General features: G+C 44.4%; 17 protein-coding genes. 14 read left to right on the top strand and 3 right to left on the bottom strand.

Annotation, left to right across the window (positions count from 1 at the left end):
- Positions 1-147: 147 nt before the first annotated feature.
- The 6 genes from purE (at position 148) to IGJ15_RS06560 (ending at position 4,725) form a co-directional block, all read left to right on the top strand.
- The gene (gene purE, locus IGJ15_RS06535; RefSeq protein WP_077453801.1) at positions 148-636 is read left to right on the top strand and encodes a 5-(carboxyamino)imidazole ribonucleotide mutase; all 489 of its coding nucleotides are present in this window, start codon (positions 148-150) and stop codon (positions 634-636) included.
- On the top strand, positions 620-1,747 hold the full coding sequence (gene purK / locus IGJ15_RS06540) for a 5-(carboxyamino)imidazole ribonucleotide synthase (protein ID WP_015509893.1): 1,128 nt from the start codon (positions 620-622) through the stop codon (positions 1,745-1,747). Before purE ends, purK begins: the two co-directional genes overlap by 17 nt.
- A gap of 13 nt (positions 1,748-1,760) precedes the next feature.
- Positions 1,761-3,059 carry an adenylosuccinate lyase gene (gene purB / locus IGJ15_RS06545; protein ID WP_005231933.1) on the top strand — a complete coding sequence of 433 codons (1,299 nt, stop codon included), beginning with the start codon at positions 1,761-1,763 and terminating at the stop codon, positions 3,057-3,059.
- Positions 3,060-3,141: 82 nt separating this feature from the next.
- Complete coding sequence (locus IGJ15_RS06550; protein ID WP_010748054.1) at positions 3,142-3,834, top strand: helix-turn-helix domain-containing protein; 693 nt, start codon at positions 3,142-3,144, stop codon at positions 3,832-3,834.
- Positions 3,835-3,869: 35 nt separating this feature from the next.
- Positions 3,870-4,604: an IS3 family transposase gene (locus IGJ15_RS06555; RefSeq protein WP_311902439.1), complete on the top strand. Its 735-nt coding sequence runs from the start codon at positions 3,870-3,872 to the stop codon at positions 4,602-4,604.
- 16 nt (positions 4,605-4,620) lie between these two features.
- Positions 4,621-4,725, top strand: coding sequence for an IS3 family transposase (locus IGJ15_RS06560; RefSeq protein WP_311902430.1), 105 nt, complete (start codon positions 4,621-4,623; stop codon positions 4,723-4,725).
- A gap of 208 nt (positions 4,726-4,933) precedes the next feature.
- On the opposite strand, the gene IGJ15_RS06565 is transcribed toward IGJ15_RS06560, so the two are convergent.
- The 3 genes from IGJ15_RS06565 to IGJ15_RS06575 form a co-directional block, all read right to left on the bottom strand.
- Positions 4,934-6,982: a penicillin-binding transpeptidase domain-containing protein gene (locus IGJ15_RS06565; protein WP_311902431.1), complete on the bottom strand. Its 2,049-nt coding sequence runs from the start codon at positions 6,980-6,982 to the stop codon at positions 4,934-4,936.
- A 1-nt stretch (position 6,983) separates the two neighbouring features.
- On the bottom strand, positions 6,984-7,589 hold the full coding sequence (locus tag IGJ15_RS06570) for a DUF1054 domain-containing protein (protein ID WP_074932671.1): 606 nt from the start codon (positions 7,587-7,589) through the stop codon (positions 6,984-6,986).
- 100 nt (positions 7,590-7,689) lie between these two features.
- Positions 7,690-8,124 carry a hypothetical protein gene (locus IGJ15_RS06575; RefSeq protein ID WP_016611022.1) on the bottom strand — a complete coding sequence of 145 codons (435 nt, stop codon included), beginning with the start codon at positions 8,122-8,124 and terminating at the stop codon, positions 7,690-7,692.
- 214 nt (positions 8,125-8,338) lie between these two features.
- On the opposite strand from IGJ15_RS06575, the gene purC reads away from it, so the two are divergent.
- The 8 genes from purC (at position 8,339) to purH (ending at position 16,902) form a co-directional block, all read left to right on the top strand.
- A complete protein-coding gene (purC, locus tag IGJ15_RS06580) occupies positions 8,339-9,064 on the top strand; it encodes a phosphoribosylaminoimidazolesuccinocarboxamide synthase (RefSeq protein WP_081116641.1) in 726 nt (241 codons plus the stop codon).
- Positions 9,055-9,327: a phosphoribosylformylglycinamidine synthase subunit PurS gene (gene purS / locus IGJ15_RS06585; RefSeq protein ID WP_010749587.1), complete on the top strand. Its 273-nt coding sequence runs from the start codon at positions 9,055-9,057 to the stop codon at positions 9,325-9,327. Before purC ends, purS begins: the two co-directional genes overlap by 10 nt.
- Positions 9,324-10,001: a phosphoribosylformylglycinamidine synthase subunit PurQ gene (gene purQ, locus IGJ15_RS06590; RefSeq protein ID WP_010749588.1), complete on the top strand. Its 678-nt coding sequence runs from the start codon at positions 9,324-9,326 to the stop codon at positions 9,999-10,001. Before purS ends, purQ begins: the two co-directional genes overlap by 4 nt.
- Positions 9,994-12,222 (top strand): phosphoribosylformylglycinamidine synthase subunit PurL, encoded by a 2,229-nt coding sequence (gene purL, locus IGJ15_RS06595; RefSeq protein ID WP_270275789.1) that lies wholly within the window; start codon positions 9,994-9,996, stop codon positions 12,220-12,222. The genes purQ and purL overlap by 8 nt, the downstream gene beginning before the upstream one ends.
- On the top strand, positions 12,207-13,631 hold the full coding sequence (purF, locus tag IGJ15_RS06600; protein ID WP_016611027.1) for an amidophosphoribosyltransferase: 1,425 nt from the start codon (positions 12,207-12,209) through the stop codon (positions 13,629-13,631). The genes purL and purF overlap by 16 nt, the downstream gene beginning before the upstream one ends.
- A gap of 115 nt (positions 13,632-13,746) precedes the next feature.
- The gene (gene purM / locus IGJ15_RS06605; RefSeq protein WP_010749591.1) at positions 13,747-14,793 is read left to right on the top strand and encodes a phosphoribosylformylglycinamidine cyclo-ligase; all 1,047 of its coding nucleotides are present in this window, start codon (positions 13,747-13,749) and stop codon (positions 14,791-14,793) included.
- Positions 14,790-15,374, top strand: coding sequence for a phosphoribosylglycinamide formyltransferase (gene purN / locus IGJ15_RS06610; protein ID WP_016611029.1), 585 nt, complete (start codon positions 14,790-14,792; stop codon positions 15,372-15,374). Before purM ends, purN begins: the two co-directional genes overlap by 4 nt.
- Positions 15,367-16,902, top strand: coding sequence for a bifunctional phosphoribosylaminoimidazolecarboxamide formyltransferase/IMP cyclohydrolase (gene purH, locus IGJ15_RS06615; RefSeq protein WP_074932659.1), 1,536 nt, complete (start codon positions 15,367-15,369; stop codon positions 16,900-16,902). Before purN ends, purH begins: the two co-directional genes overlap by 8 nt.
- Positions 16,903-16,912 lie beyond the last annotated feature (10 nt).

Raw genomic sequence — 16,912 nt, forward strand, 5'->3', positions numbered from 1 at the left:
AGGTGAAAGTGAATGTTAGCAGAGCCGTGTGACTTCGGGATATCTCAGACGCCGCAACGAACTGCTGCTAACAAACTAATTTCGTGAAAAATACTTCTGAGCTTGTTTCAGAAGAAACTAGTAAAAAATCGTTGGAGGGAAAATCAAATGAAACCAGCAGTTGCAGTGATTATGGGGAGCAAGTCAGATTGGGAAACAATGAAGGAGTGCTGCTTGATTTTAGATGAGTTAGCGATACCTTATCAGAAAAAAGTCGTTTCGGCACATCGTACACCAGATTTGATGTTCGAATTTGCCGAAACTGCTCGTGCAGAAGGAATCAAAGTCATTGTCGCAGGAGCAGGAGGAGCAGCTCATTTGCCAGGAATGGTAGCAGCGAAAACAACGTTGCCCGTCATTGGTGTACCTGTACAATCTCGCGCATTAAACGGGTTGGATTCCCTTTTATCGATCGTGCAAATGCCGGGTGGTGTACCAGTAGCAACAACGGCGATCGGAAAAGCTGGCGCAACTAACGCAGGACTACTTGCAGCCCAGATGCTTTCCATGTATGATTTAGAGATAGCGGAGAAATTAGACGCACGAAGAAATACATTAAAAGAAATCGTATTGGAAAGTAGTGATCAACTTGATTAAACCTTTAATGCCCAACGCAACGATCGGAATCGTTGGCGGAGGACAGCTAGGTCGTATGATGGCAATGAGTGCCAAAGAAATGGGCTTTCGGGTTGGCGTTTTAGACCCTACTGCCAATTGTCCAACAGCCCAAGTCGCTGATTGGCATATTGTTGCTGCCTATGATGATGTGTTTGCTTTAGAAGAAATGGCTCGACGTGCCGATGTAATCACCTATGAATTTGAAAATGTCAGTGTTGAAGCATTGAACTCTATTTTGCCTTACTCCCATATCCCTCAAGGCACCGATTTGTTAGCAATCACTCAAGATCGTTTATTAGAGAAGTCATTTTTAGAGGCAAACAATATCGTGATTGCACCTTATGCCACGATCATCAGCCCGACAGACATCCAAGATGCCATCGACAGCATTGGTTACCCTTGTGTATTAAAAACCACTAGAGGCGGCTATGACGGAAAAGGACAGCACGTGCTTTACAGTACGGCTGATTTGGCGCCTTCCATGAATTTACTTCGCGAAGGAACTTGCGAATTAGAAGCATGGATTCCTTTTGAAAAAGAATTATCGATTTTAGTTGCCGGCAATGGAGAAACCTTTACCACTTTCCCAGTGGTAGAAAACATCCACCGCAACAATATTTTGCATCAAACGATTGCTCCTGCGCGCATTGATCCAGAAGTTGCCGAAGAAGCCAAACGGATCGCTCATATTATTGCGAAGGCCTTGGATCTGCAAGGCGTTTTAGCCATCGAAATGTTCTTGACTAAAAGCGGCGGCTTGTATGTCAATGAGTTGGCACCGCGACCGCATAATTCTGGTCACTATTCGATCGAAGCTTGTTCCATGAGTCAGTTTGATGCCCATATCCGGGGGATCTGTGGCTGGCCATTACCAGAAGTGTCATTGCTTTCACCAGCAGTCATGGTCAATGTCTTAGGCGATGAATTGACAGAAACCTATGAGTTGATTGCCACAAAACCTGCTTGGCAATTTCATTACTATGGCAAAGAAGAAGCAAAAACCGGTCGCAAAATGGGGCATATCACTGTTTTGACGGAAGATATTGCAGAAACCACTGAAGAAATCTATCAAACCAATATTTGGGATTAAAGGAGATAAAAACATGTTAGAGCGTTATACAAGACCAGAAATGGGTGCTATTTGGACCGATCAAAATCGCTACCAAGCGTGGCTAGAAGTAGAGATTTTAGCTGATGAAGCTTGGGCGGAATTAGGTGAGATACCAAAAGAGGATGTTGCTTTGATTCGTGAAAAAGCAACCTTCGATATCGACCGTATCTTAGAGATCGAAGCGCAAACGCGACATGATGTGGTTGCTTTTACCCGAGCAGTCTCTGAATCTTTGGGTGATGAAAGTAAATGGGTCCACTACGGCTTGACGTCGACGGATGTTGTTGATACGGCGTATGGCTACTTGATGAAGCAAGCCAACGATTTGATTCGGGAAGATTTAAATCGTTTTGTGACGATCATTGGTGAAAAAGCCAAAGAATACAAACATACCGTGATGATGGGACGTACCCATGGTGTTCATGCGGAACCAACGACCTTTGGCTTGAAATTAGCCTTATGGTATGCGGAAATGAAACGCAATGTCGAACGTTTTGAGCGGGCAGCAAAAGGGGTCGAAGCAGGAAAGATCAGCGGAGCAGTTGGAACCTTTGCAAATATTCCACCGTTTGTCGAAGAGTATGTCTGTGAAAAATTAGGGATTCGTGCACAAGATATTTCCACACAAGTGCTACCTCGTGACCTACATGCAGAGTATTTCTCTGCAATGGCGTTGATCGCAACGAGCATTGAGAAATTTGCCACCGAAATCCGGGGCTTACAAAAATCAGAAACCCGAGAAGTTGAAGAATTCTTCGCCAAAGGACAAAAAGGTTCTTCTGCCATGCCCCATAAGCGTAACCCAATCGGTTCTGAAAATATGGCGGGACTTGCACGAGTCGTTCGCGGCCATATGGTGACAGCTTATGAAAATGTCTCACTGTGGCATGAACGGGATATCTCACATTCATCGGCAGAACGGATCATTATTCCAGATACGACGATTTTGATCGATTATATGTTGAATCGCTTTGGGAATATCGTCAAAAATCTGACTGTTTTCCCAGAGAATATGAAGCGCAATATGAATGCGACCTTTGGATTGATCTACAGCCAACGAGTGATGTTGAAATTGATCGATCACGGTATGACAAGAGAGCAAGCCTATGACTTGGTTCAGCCAAAAACAGCGCAAGCTTGGGATGAGCAAACGGATTTCCGTCCACTATTAGAAGCTGATCCAGCCATTACGGATGTGTTGTCCAAAGCAGACTTAGACGATGCGTTTGATTACAACCATCATTTAAAACAAGTCGACACGATCTTTGAACGTGTCGGTTTAGCCGAATAAGAAAAAAGCCGCAACCTTCAGTGATATGCTCCCCCTATATAGGACACTGAAATATAAAGTGGCTTATATAGGGGGAGTTTGTATGTCTAGAGGAAAAATGAAATTAAGTTCAGAAGAACGGCTAGCTTTTGTAGAAAGAGCTTTAAAAAATGAAGCTAGCATAAACAGCCTGGCCAAAGAAGCACAAGTAAGTTTCAGTACGATAGAAAGGTGGATCACTCTTTATGAGAATGAAGGACCCACAGGTTTACTCCCTACAAAAAGGAATCAATCATACTCAACAGAGTTGAAACTGAATGCGGTCCATGATTATTTAGCTGGAACATATGGTAGCTTAAGAGCTGTCGCCAAGAAATACGGGCTTCGTAACAAAAAACAATTAGAAGACTGGTTAAAGATATATAATACTCATAGAAACTTCAAATCAGAAAGTGGTGGAAGTAGAATGAGTAAATCCAGAAAAACAACATTGAATGAACGAATTAAAATTGTGCATGACTGTATTATCAACGGTCGAGACTATGGGAAAACCGCGATTCAGTACCAAGTCTCTTACCAACAAGTTCGGAACTGGGTGTTGAAATACGACGAGATGGGAGAAAAAGGCTTAGAAGACCGTCGAGGGCAACGAGCGGGAAGTAAACCAGCCAGAACACCCGAAGAAGAAATGCGCGATAAACTGGCTCAACAAGAACGACGGATCAAGTTGCTTGAAATGGAAAATGACCTGTTAAAAAAAGTCAGCGAGTTAGAAAGGAGGCGGGATTTGAATTAGTTCGTCATACGTTTGAATACCAATCGATCAAAGAGCTGCACGAGACAAAAAGCTATCCAATTAACACCATGTGTACCCTGCTCCATGTCACAAGATCGGCCTATTATCGTTGGTTAAAAAATCCCAAACTGCCTGAAGTGGTATTGAATGAACAGTTGGCAGACCTTGTTCGTTATATTTATGAAGCAGACAACGATAAAGGATATCGCAGAATCTGTGAAGATCTCGTGAATGATTATGGCTTTCAAGTGAATGACAAGCGTATTCTTCGAATCTGTCGCAAACTTCAAATCCAATCAACCATCAAGCATTCAGGCAATAGTATCACTAAGGCATCCAAGACTCCGTATCATATTGCGAAAAATTATTTGAATCGAAAGTTCTATGCGGATCAACCGAATCAAAAATGGCTAACAGATGTGAGTGAATTCAAGTATTATGAAGGGGCCGAAGTGAAGAAAATCTATTTGAGCGCTATTCTCGATCTCGCCGATCGTCGCATTGTTTCATTTGTCATCAGCGACAAAAATGATAATAAATTAGTCTTTGATACCTTCGATCAAGCAGTCGCCGCCGAACCAACCGCTCATCCGCTATTTCATAGCGATCGCGGATTTCAATATACAAGTAAAGTTTTTTGCACAAAGCTAAAGAAAGCGAAAATGAAGCAGAGTATGTCTCGTGTCGCCCGTTGTACCGATAATGGTCCAATGGAAGGCTTCTGGGGAATGCTTAAGCGAAAAATATTATCGGCGAAAGTTTATCAGTAGAGAAAGTCTCGTTGAAATGATCGAGAAATACATGAACTATTACAACAATGGTCGCTATCAACGATGTTTGAAGAGCAAAACACCGAGCCAAGTTCATCAAGAATTATTAATGGCAGCTTAATCACTCCCCCTCTTGGACAAGCGAATAGAATAAATCCGCTTAACCAAGAAGGAGGCCAGTCGAGCAAAGTTGAGGTTAAACAAAGTAAAAAACATAAAAACTGCCTACCGAATTTCGGTAGACAGTCGTCAAAATAATTTTATTCTATTTCATTGTCCACTTGACGGGGAGCCCAGCACAGATCCTTGTCTGAAGGTTGCGGCTTTTTTTAATAATGTTCAGCTAAGTAGGTCAATAGCTCAGGTGCTAAACCAGTTGCTGATTGGTTTTCTTGACGATCTTCTAGCATGGAGACCATCAGAAATCCTTGGTCTTGCGAATCAAAGGCAAATAAGAAGCTGTTTTCCTGGCCTTTTTCATCTTGCTTTTCTTTGATTTCAGCTGTTCCTGTCTTAGCAGCTAATGGCATGTTTAATGCTGCCAAGGAATGTGCAGTTCCGTTTGGATCGGAAACAACGGCGGTCAAATCTTGATTGATTTGATCGATCGTTTCTGCTTTAAAGACTTCTTTGTCTTTTTGCTCTGCCTCTTTCACTAAACGGGGATAGACCAGCTTCCCTTGATTCGCAAAGACGGAGTAAATAGCCGCTTGCTGGATTGGATTCAATAGCAATTCTCCTTGGCCATAGCCGGTATCTGCCAGTAAAATGTCCGAATTGAAGGAGTCTTCATTTGAAATTTGAGCAGGATTCATCGCAATCGGTAAATCCAGTGTTTCACCAAAAATCAACTTCGACAAGCCGTCACGAAAGGCATCTTCGCCCATAGATAAGGTTTGCTGCGCCATATAAATGTTATCAGAGTATACCAGTGCATCCTTGAGATTCACAGAAGCTACATCAGTAACTCTCGTCACAAAGTAGTCGCCCCATGAGCTATCTTTTTGCCATTTCAATCCATCGATCGCGATAGTCTGCGTAGGATCGATCGTGCCATTTTCCAAGCCGATCGCACCAGTGATGGCCTTAAAGGTCGAACCAGGTGCATAGGCCGTAGCAAAGCGGCTGATGAAAGGCAGGTCTTCATTTTGTTCATACGCATCATAATCTTCTTGTGAGATCCCTTGGGTCATTTTATTGGGATCATAACTTGGCGAGCTGGCAAGTACCAACAGATCGCCAGTTTTGGGTTCGGTAACGACCGTTGCTCCTGCTTGGTTTTGTAAGGAGTCAAACGCCGTCTTTTGGGCTTGGGAATCAATAGTCAATTGGATATCCTTGCCATCTGCGCGTTCTTTTTCTAACAGGACGGCTTTCTCAGCACCATCTTCATCTGTGATGGCGATTTTTCCGCCGTTTTCTCCTCGCAACTCTTTATCGAAGGCAGCTTCCAGACCACTACGACCAATTTGTCCGTTGCTTGCTAGTGTTTCATCTTTTTCGATATCTTCCGCTGTTACATTTCCTAAGTAACCAATCAGTTGGGCGGCAGCTTCCCCAAGTGGGTAAGTGCGTCCAGTCGTTTCTTTTAAACTTGTTCCAGTTGGCATTTCATCCGTTGGTTCGATGATCTTCAAGGGGACGAACAACTCATCTTGAACCCAAGATTGCCCCAACGCTTGATTGATGGCTTCTTCTGTCAGGTCGAAACGTTCCGCGATCGCTTTGATATTGGCGTTTTTTTCGTCTCCCGTGCCCAGTTGCCCCGGAACGACGCCTAACTGATAAAGCGTGCCATTTTCTGCTAGTGGTTCGTTGTTTCGGTCGAGAATCTCACCGCGAGTGGCATTATCTACGGAAATACTGACTTTGTCTTGTCCCTCCATTCCTGGAAAGATCAACTGAGGGGACCAATCGATCTTGGCTTCGTTATCAGCTACAGTGATCGTGCCACTATAAGAAAGCTCGGTTAATTCACCTAACGAGGTGGTCAAGGAACCGTTGTATTGGAAATTGAATTGATCGGAATCCTTGTCATTAGGAGTTACCTCAATCCCAGAGGCTTTAAATGATTCGGCACCGATACCAGTGAAGATCGCTTCGTATTTTGCAGAGACTTCGTCTGCGGTAAAGCCGGTTGATGCTAAACTGTCTTCAGACACGAAGGCAGGCAAGTCACTGTACTTCTGATCGGCCAAAGCGTCGATAAAGGAAGTGAGGGCTTTTTTAGCAGCGGCTTCTTCTTGCCGATCCTGATAGACGGTATAACCATAATAGCCGCCGCCTAGTACCAATAAGGCGGCAGGAAGTGCCAACCAGACGAAGCGCTTGGGCTTTTTCGCTGGCTTTTCGTTGCGAGAGCGCCGATTTTCTGACATATTATTGTTCCTCCTTCAAAGCCGTCATACGGGCATGATAAAGCGGCAACAGCGTTTGATAAACTGCTAAAATATCCGCCATCTCAACGTCTTCGATCATTTCTTTCGGAAAAATCTTTCCAATTTGAAGCTCGCTTTTTTTGACTTTCTTCAATCGTTCCAGATAGGTTGGCCACATGGCGATAGGGTGGTGGTCGTATTTTGTGTGATCAGGAGAAAGTGTAAAGTCAGCTGGTAATTGATCGAATAATTCTTTTTGGGCCAACCAAGATTCAGCGATCGTTGCCTGATTTTTCGGTTGGTCGATCACGCTGAGCCAAACAAAGACATACGCTTGATTGATCCCAATTTGAAAGTGGGCATCCATTTTATAGCCTCGTTTGTTCGGACCGATCCCTGCCCAGGTTTCGGCAGGAGGGTAGACGGTTCTGCGTCGGTGCTGAGCAATATGCAAATAAAAAGGCTCTTGGCAGCTTTCTTCAATTAATGGGATCGCTGTCTCACCGATCGTTTGAAAAATCGGCTGAATCTCGGCACGGATTTTTTCCATTCGTTCGTCTAATGTTTCTAAAGAAAAAGCATCAAATGATTGTTTCGTAAATAGCATAATCGTATCCTTTCTGTTGTCTGAAAATAGTATAACAAAAAAAGCCCGATAAATTACGGGCTTTTGTTTATTTTACCTTTTTTTATCGAAGGATACTCAGTCAATTTGCCGCTGGACTCAATTTAAACGTTGGTGTCTGGCTTTGTTCCTTCAAAAGATGCAAAAGATCATCCAAGAAAGAAAAGTCCATTTCTTCTAAATTAAAATAAATCCGAAAAGAATACGTATGTTTAAATAAGCTTTGGCGATGGATTTGATGAATGATCAATTCGTCATTGCGCTCATTTTGAAATTGTAGAACACGCTTTTGTTCTTCGGCATAATGAGGGCGCGCCCCTTTTTTGAAGGGACTGAATAAATAGAAACTTGTTTGTTGGTTGATGGAAAGGATTTGCTGCACGGCCAATAATTCGTTATGGAGCTGTTGTTTTTCTTTGTCTGATAAATGAGCTAAAAAAAGTTCAGCACGATTCTTTAGCGACCACATATAGTACTCCTCCTTGAATGTAGCTACAATACGACCTAAATATAGCATGAAAAAAGAACATTGTAAACGCTTTATAAATCCTTCACTGCTTCTAAAGAGGAATCTGCTTTCAACCAACTAGGTAAAAAGCGAACATTCGTGTTTATTAATATGTAAATGTACAGATAATCGTTGACCCGCTTTTTCTGCGTTGTTAGAATAATAAGCAAATAAAGATGTGTGTCATCGCTATGTGAAAAATATTACTTAACTGAGGTGGATTATGGAATCAGAAGTGCTTCTTTATGAAGGAAAAGCCAAAAAATTGTTTAAAACCAACGAAGAGGATGTATTGAGAGTCGTTTATTTGGATCAAGCTACTGCATTGAATGGTCAAAAGAAAGATGCCGTTGTAGGAAAGGGTGCCTTGAACAATCAGATCACTGCGCATCTTTTTCAGCGGCTAGCCGACAAAAACGTCCCAAGTCACTTTCTTCAATTAGTGTCTAAACACGAACAATTAATTCGAGCTGTCACCATGATTCCTTTAGAAGTCGTTGTTCGCAACACGGCTGCTGGTAGTTTTTCAAAGCGCTTGGGCATCGAAGAAGGAACCAAACTGCCAAAGCCGATCGTAGAGTTTTACTACAAAGAAGATCGCTTGGATGATCCGTTTATCAATGATGATCATGTGTTTTATCTGGGGCTTGCCTCAGAAGAGGAGCTGGACCAGATCAAAACATTGGCGCTGCAAGTCAACGCTGCGTTACTGGAAATCTTTGCGAACATCAACATTCGCTTGATCGATTTTAAAATCGAGATCGGCAAAACCAAAAAGGGCGAGTTGCTTCTGGCTGATGAGATTTCACCAGATACTTGTCGTTTATGGGATATGGGGACAAATGAGCATCTTGATAAAGATGTTTATCGACGTGATTTAGGGGACATCGTTCCTGTTTATGAAGAAGTCTTAAATCGTTTAGAAAAGGAGAATTCAGCATGTATTTAGTCAAAGTTTATGTAACCTATAAGGAATCTGTTTTAGACCCTCAAGGAGAAGCTGTGAAAGGAGCGGTTCATCGCTTGGGGTATCAAGATGTCAGTGATATTCGGATCGGGAAATACTTTGAAATCAAAGTGACACCTTCAAACAATCAAACACAAGCAGCTGTAGCAGAAGAAATCGAAGCGATCTGCGACAAGCTTTTGGCAAATGTCAATATGGAAACCTACCGTTATGAAATGGTTCAAATGGAGGAAGCGGCCCTATGAAATTTGCAGTGATCGTTTTTCCTGGATCAAATTGTGATGTTGATTTGATGTGGGCAATCAAAGATATCATGGGGGCAGAAGCAGAATATGTGCGCCATGATGCAGACAGTTTAGCTGGTTTTGACGGTGTTTTGCTTCCAGGAGGATTTTCTTATGGTGATTACTTAAGATGCGGAGCGATTGCCCGTTTTTCTACGATCATGTCAGAGGTCATTCGTTTGGCAAATGAAGGCAAACCTGTCTTTGGTACCTGCAATGGGTTTCAAATTTTAACGGAAGCGGGCTTGTTACCAGGGGTTTTACAAAGAAATGAATCACTCCATTTTATTTGCAAACCGGTCCGTCTGCAAGTGAATAATCAAACAGCTTTTACTTCTGAGTATGAAACGGATCAAGTCATTACGCTTCCTGTCGCTCATGGTGAGGGCAATTATTATTGTGATGAAACGACTTATCAGGAATTGGTTGCCAACAATCAAATCGTTTTCCGTTATGAAGATAACGTCAACGGCAGCCTACACAACATCGCTGGTATCTGTAATAAAGCTGGCAATGTTCTAGGCATGATGCCTCATCCAGAACGAGCGATGGAAAGCTTATTGGGCTCAGAAGATGGCAAGAAGTTTTTTGCTTCATTATTGAAAAATTTTGGGAAGGTGCCGGTAAATGGATAAAATGATCGTAAAAGAACCTACACCACAAGAAATCAAAGACACGAAATTATACGAGCAATGGGGATTGACCCAAGAAGAATATCGGATGATCTCAGAAGATATTTTGGGACGTTTACCGAACTATACCGAAACTGGACTCTTTTCAGTGATGTGGAGTGAACATTGTTCTTACAAAAATTCCAAACCTGTTTTGCGGAAATTCCCGACAGAAGGGCCGCAAGTACTGCAAGGGCCTGGAGAAGGTGCGGGTATCGTGGATATCGGCGATGATCTAGCCGTCGTTTTTAAAGCGGAAAGCCATAATCATCCTTCTGCGGTGGAACCTTATGAAGGAGCAGCAACTGGTGTTGGTGGGATCATCCGCGACATCTTCAGTATGGGAGCAAGACCGATTGCTGTTTTAGACTCCTTACGATTTGGTGAGTTAGATAATCCAAGAACGAAATATCTTTTGGAAGAAGTCGTTGCTGGAATCAGTGGCTATGGCAACTGTATTGGGATTCCGACCGTCGGTGGTGAAGTGGCATTTGATCCTTGTTATGAAGGCAATCCATTAGTCAATGCGATGTGTGTAGGGATCATTGCCCACAAGGATATTCAAAAAGGGCAGGCCAAAGGTGTTGGAAACACCATCATGTATGTCGGCGCAAAAACAGGACGCGACGGGATACATGGGGCGACTTTTGCATCGGAAGAATTTGTCGAAGGGGAAGAACAACAACGTTCCGCCGTACAAGTCGGTGATCCTTTTATGGAAAAACTTTTGTTGGAAGCTTGTTTGGAATTGATCGTGGATCATTCGGACATTTTAGTCGGAATTCAAGATATGGGTGCTGCTGGATTGGTTTCTTCTAGTGCCGAGATGGCATCAAAAGCCGGATCAGGGTTGCGTTTAACGTTAGATGATGTTCCACAACGAGAAACCAATATGACGCCTTATGAAATGATGTTGTCAGAATCTCAAGAGCGGATGCTGATCTGTGTCAAAAAAGGACATGAAACTGAAGTGGAAGCACTCTTTAAGAAATACGATCTAGAAGCCGTCGTGATCGGTGAAGTAACAGATGATGGCAACTATCGTTTGTTCCATCACGGACAGGAAGTCGCTAATTTGCCAGTAGATGCTTTAGCTGAAGATGCGCCGACTTACTACAAAGAGATGGCAGAACCGAAACGGATCAAAGTGTTTAAGGAAACACCAGACTTTGTTCCAGTGATTCATTCAGCAACGTCTGTATTTGCCGATCTACTGCAGCAGCCGACGATCGCTTCAAAACGCTCGATTTTTGAAACCTACGACTCGCAAGTTCGTACCAATACCGTGGTAGGACCCGGCAGTGATGCCGCTGTTTTACGAATCAAGGGAACCAATAAAGCCTTGGCGATGACGACTGACTGTAATGCTCGTTACCTGTACTTAGATCCAGAAGTCGGCGGACAGATCGCAGTTGCAGAAGCTGCTCGAAATATCGTCGCTTCCGGTGGGCGTCCATTGGCGATCACTGACTGCCTTAACTTCGGCTCGCCAGATAAACCAGAAGGATTCTGGGAGTTATCCACGGCTGCTGACGGGATCTCAGAAGCTTGTCGTGTGCTAGAGACACCAGTCATTTCTGGGAACGTCTCCTTATACAACGAAACGGACGGACAATCGGTCTATCCAACGCCTGTAATTGGGATGGTCGGATTGATCGAAGAGCTGGCGCATATCACGACGCAGCATTTCCAAGCAGCAGGGGATGTGATCTATGTCCTAGGGGAAACCCATGCTGACTTCAATGGATCTGAATTGCAAAAACTGCAGACAGGAAAGATCGCTGGGCGTTTAATGTCCTTTGACCTTGAAACAGAAAAAATGAACCAACAATTGGTTACCGCAGCGATTCAAGCAGGTCTTGTTCAAAGTGCCCACGACTGTGCCGAAGGTGGTTTAGCGATCGCTTTAGCCGAATCCGCTTTTGACAAGGGCTTTGGTCTAAATGTGACCGTGTCATTGCCAGCAGCACAATTGTTTTCAGAAACCCAATCCCGTTTTGTGCTTTCAGTCGCACCTGATAAGCAAGCAGCTTTTGAAGCACTGGTAGGCGCTGCTGCAACAGCGATCGGGGAAGTGACTGCTGATGGCCAGATTCGCATGCAAGCACAAGATGATACGATCGAGATGCCCCTTGCTGAGGCGAAATTGAAATGGGAGGAAGCCATTCCATGTTTAATGAAGTAAAGAGCCTCAACGAGGAATGTGGGGTTTTTGGTGTTTGGGGTCATCCAGATGCCGCTCGTGTCACCTATTTCGGACTACACAGTTTGCAACATCGCGGCCAAGAAGGTGCTGGGATCGTCACGAATGATGCGGGAAAACTCAATGGTCACCGTGATTTAGGGTTGCTAGCGGAAGTGTTTTCGGATGAACGTGTCCTCCAGCGTCTGACAGGAGAGGCTGCCATCGGTCACGTTCGCTACGCAACTGCTGGTAATGGCAGCGTTGATAATATTCAACCATTTTTATTCAAATTTTTTGATCAGCAGATTGGCTTAGCTCATAACGGCAACTTGACGAATGCGAAAAGTCTACGGAAATCCTTAGAAAAGGCTGGTGCGATTTTCCACTCGAATTCCGATACAGAGATTCTCATGCACTTGATCCGTCGCAGCGAAGAACCGCTTTTTATGGATCGGGTCAAGGAGGCATTAAATCAAGTTAAAGGTGGATTTGCGTACCTTTTACTGACCGAAAATGCCATGATCGCAGCACTAGACCCCAATGGCTTTCGGCCATTGTCAATCGGGAAAATGGTCAATGGTGCTTATGTGGTGGCTTCAGAAACCTGTGCGTTGGAAGTCATCGGTGCGGAATTTATTCGTGATGTCCGACCAGGCGAAGTCGTGATCATTGATGATGCAGGCATTCAAATTGAACAGTATACCCAAGAAGTACAACCTGCGATATGTTCGATGGAGTTTATCTATTTTGCCCGTCCTGATTCCAACATCGCTGGGGTCAACGTCCATCGTGCCCGTAAAAATATGGGCCGTCGCTTAGCACAAGAGGCGCCGATCGAAGCGGATATGGTCATTGGTGTACCGAATTCATCCTTATCTGCTGCCAGCGGGTACGCAGAAGCATCAGGTATTCCCTATGAATTAGGCTTAGTAAAAAATCAATACATCGCACGAACGTTTATTCAACCGACGCAGGAGTTAAGGGAACAAGGTGTACGGATGAAGCTCTCAGCTGTTCGTGGCGTAGTCGAAGGCAAACGAGTGATTCTAGTCGACGATTCGATCGTCCGAGGAACCACCAGCCGCCGTATCGTGCAACTGCTAAAAGAAGCAGGTGCCAAAGAAGTTCATGTACGTATCGGTTCGCCGCCTTTGCGCTATCCGTGTTTTTACGGGATCGACATTCAAACAAGAAAAGAATTGATCGCAGCCAAATATACGGAAGCTGAAATTTGTGAAAAAATCGAAGCAGATTCTTTGGCCTTTTTAAGTGAAGACGGGTTGATCGAAGCGATCGGTTTAGATTTTGACGCACCTTACTCAGGCTTATGTATGGCCTATTTCAATGGCGATTATCCAACCCCTTTGTATGATTATGAAGAAAACTATCTCGCGTCTTTAGCTGAATAAATTGTAGGCAAAAATGGTTTTTCAAACGAAGCAGTGAAGGATCGCTGGTTTACTTGCGTTAACGACGAATGAGCTGAATGAAGAAAAGCGGATGAATGATTGAGGAGGAACGAACGTGGCAAATGCATATGCAAAAGCCGGTGTCGATGTCGAAGCCGGTTATGAAGTAGTCGAACGGATCAAAAAGCATGTGAAACGAACAGAACGTCTAGGCGTGATGGGGGCAATCGGGGGCTTTGGTGGCTGTTTTGATTTATCATCATACCAATTGAAAGAACCAGTACTCGTTTCTGGGACAGATGGTGTAGGAACTAAGCTTTTATTGGCGATCCAGCAAGAACAGCATACAACGATCGGCATTGATTGCGTCGCAATGTGCGTGAATGATATCGTCGCTCAAGGGGCAGAACCTATCTACTTCCTTGACTATGTTGCAGTCGGTAAAAACGATCCTGCAAAGATCGAACAAATCATTGCTGGTGTCGCAGAGGGCTGTGTGCAAGCGGGTGCTGCCCTGATTGGTGGGGAAACCGCTGAAATGCCGGGAATGTACCAACCAGAAGAATATGATCTTGCTGGCTTTGCCGTAGGAATCGTCGAAAAAAGTCGCTTGATCACTGGAGAAACCATCAAAGAAGGCGATGAGCTGATTGGTTTGCCTTCATCAGGCATTCACTCGAATGGGTACTCTTTAGTCAGAAAAGTCTTTTTTGAACAGCATGGCTATACAGGAGCAGAAACATTTGCAGAACTTGACAACCAAACACTTGCAGAAAGTTTATTGACGCCAACGAGAATTTACGTGGATGCATTGAAGCCTTTATTGACAGAAGGATTGCTAGCTGGAATTTCTCATATCACTGGTGGCGGATTTGTTGAAAATATCCCGCGGATGCTGCCTGAAGGTCTGGCGGCAGAAATCTCCTTAGACACTTGGCCGCAGTTGCCGATATTTGATCTGATCGCTGCTCATGGCGCGATTCCTCACCAAGAAATGTTCGAGATTTTCAACATGGGGATCGGTATGGTCTTAGCCGTTGCGCCAGAAAATGTTGCGGCAGTAATGGCGCTTCTATCCGCCAATGAAGAACCAGCGTATCGGATCGGTAAAGTGACGAAACGTGACAACGAAGCTGTCTGCTTTAAAGAGGCAGTCCGATGAGGATCGCCGTCTTTGCTTCTGGAACGGGCAGCAATTTTACAGCGATCGCCGATGCGATCCAGGCTAATGAAATCAAAGGGGCGCAGATCGGATTGGTCTTTTCCGATAAACCTGCAGCGCCAGTGATAGAAAAAGCCCGCGCAAGAGACTATGAAACGCTTGTCTTGGAGCCAGCGGCTTTTGCGTCAAAAGCAGCCTTTGAAAGGAAATTGATCGAAGAATTGCAGGATCATGCCATCGATTTTATTGTTTTAGCTGGGTATATGCGGATCATCGGGAACACCCTATTATCCGCTTATGAAGGCAGAGTCATCAATATCCATCCCTCGTTGTTGCCGAGCTTCCCAGGCAAATCTGGGATTGCCGATGCCTTCGCTTATGGCGTGAAAGTGACGGGGGTTACGGTTCATTATGTCGATGCTGGCATTGATACAGGGCCAATCATTGCCCAAGAAATCGTTCGGATTGACACCGACGATACGTTAACAAGTGTGACAGAGAAAATTCATCAAGTGGAACACCAAATCTATCCAGCTGTTTTAGCTGAAATTGTGGAAAAGGGGCTATCAAATCGTGAATAAACGTGCATTAATCAGTGTGTCTGACAAAGAAGGACTGGTACCATTTGTCCAAGAATTGACCAATTTAGGATTTGAGATCATTTCAACTGGCGGGACCAAAACCGTATTGGAGGAAGCAGGGCTTCAACCGATCGGCATCGAAGCGATCACAGAATTTCCTGAAATGATGGACGGTAGGGTAAAAACGTTACATCCGCGGGTGCATGGTGGTCTGTTAGGGCGACGTGATCTGCCTTCTCATATGGAGGCAATGGCTGAGCACGGTATTTTACCGATCGACCTCGTTGTCGTCAATCTTTATCCATTTAAAGAAACGATCAGCAAGCCTGATGTCACAGAAGCCGACGCAATCGAAAATATCGACATCGGCGGACCAAGCATGCTGCGTTCTGCGGCGAAAAACCATGCCTCAGTAACTGTTGTCGTTGATCCCAAGGATTACGACTGGGTCTTAACTGAGCTGAAGGAAGGCAATACGACGTTGGCATCAAGAAAGAAATTAGCTGCCAAAGTCTTCCGCCATACCGCAGCTTACGATGCCTTGATTGGTGAATACTTGACCAAAGCGGTGGCTGAAACAGAAACGGAGAACTTGACGAAAACCTATGTTTTGAAACAAACATTGCGTTATGGTGAAAATAGTCATCAGAAAGCTTCCTTCTATCAAGACGCATTAGCCGTGCCCTATTCGATTGCCAGCGCAAAACAAATCCACGGCAAAGAATTGTCTTACAACAACATTAAAGATGCTGACGCTGCCTTACGGATCGCAGAAGAATTTACAGAGCCAACTGCGGTAGCCCTAAAGCACATGAATCCATGTGGAATCGGAAGTGGAGAAACGATTGCTGAAGCTTTCCAAGAAGCTTACGAAGCAGACCCAGTGTCGATTTTTGGCGGGATTATCGTCTTAAATCGTCCAGTTGATGTGGCAACTGCGCAGCAGCTGCAGCGGATTTTTCTTGAGATCATTATTGCACCTGCATTTGAAGAAGAAGCACTTGAAATCCTAACGAAGAAAAAAAATCTGCGCTTGCTGGTGGTTGATTTCGAAAAAGCAGCCAAACAGCCAGAAGTTGTCTCTGTCCTTGGGGGCTTATTGGTGCAAGAACCAGACGATCAAATGGAGTCACCAGCAGATTGGACCGTGGTGACCAAAAGACAGCCGACACCAGAAGAAATCGCAGCCTTGGCATTTGCTTGGAAAGCGGTGAAACACGTGAAGTCCAATGCGATCGTTTTAGCCAATCAACAGCAAACCGTCGGGATCGGTGCTGGTCAGATGAACCGCGTTGGTTCAGTGAAAATCGCTGTGGAACAAGCCCGTGAAAACAATAAATTGGCTGGTTCAGTGCTGGCAAGCGATGCCTTTTTCCCGATGGATGACAGTGTCGAATATGCAGCACAACAAGGAATCAAAGCGATTATTCAACCTGGTGGTAGTATCAAAGATCAAGAATCGATCGACATGGCAGATAAGTACGGTGTGGCGATGGTCTTTACTGGTGTTCGTCATTTTAAACACTAAGAAATAGGAG

Origin of the sequence: Enterococcus sp. AZ079, from assembly GCF_050547255.1 — a bacterium.
GTDB classification, from domain to species: domain Bacteria; phylum Bacillota; class Bacilli; order Lactobacillales; family Enterococcaceae; genus Enterococcus_D; species Enterococcus_D casseliflavus.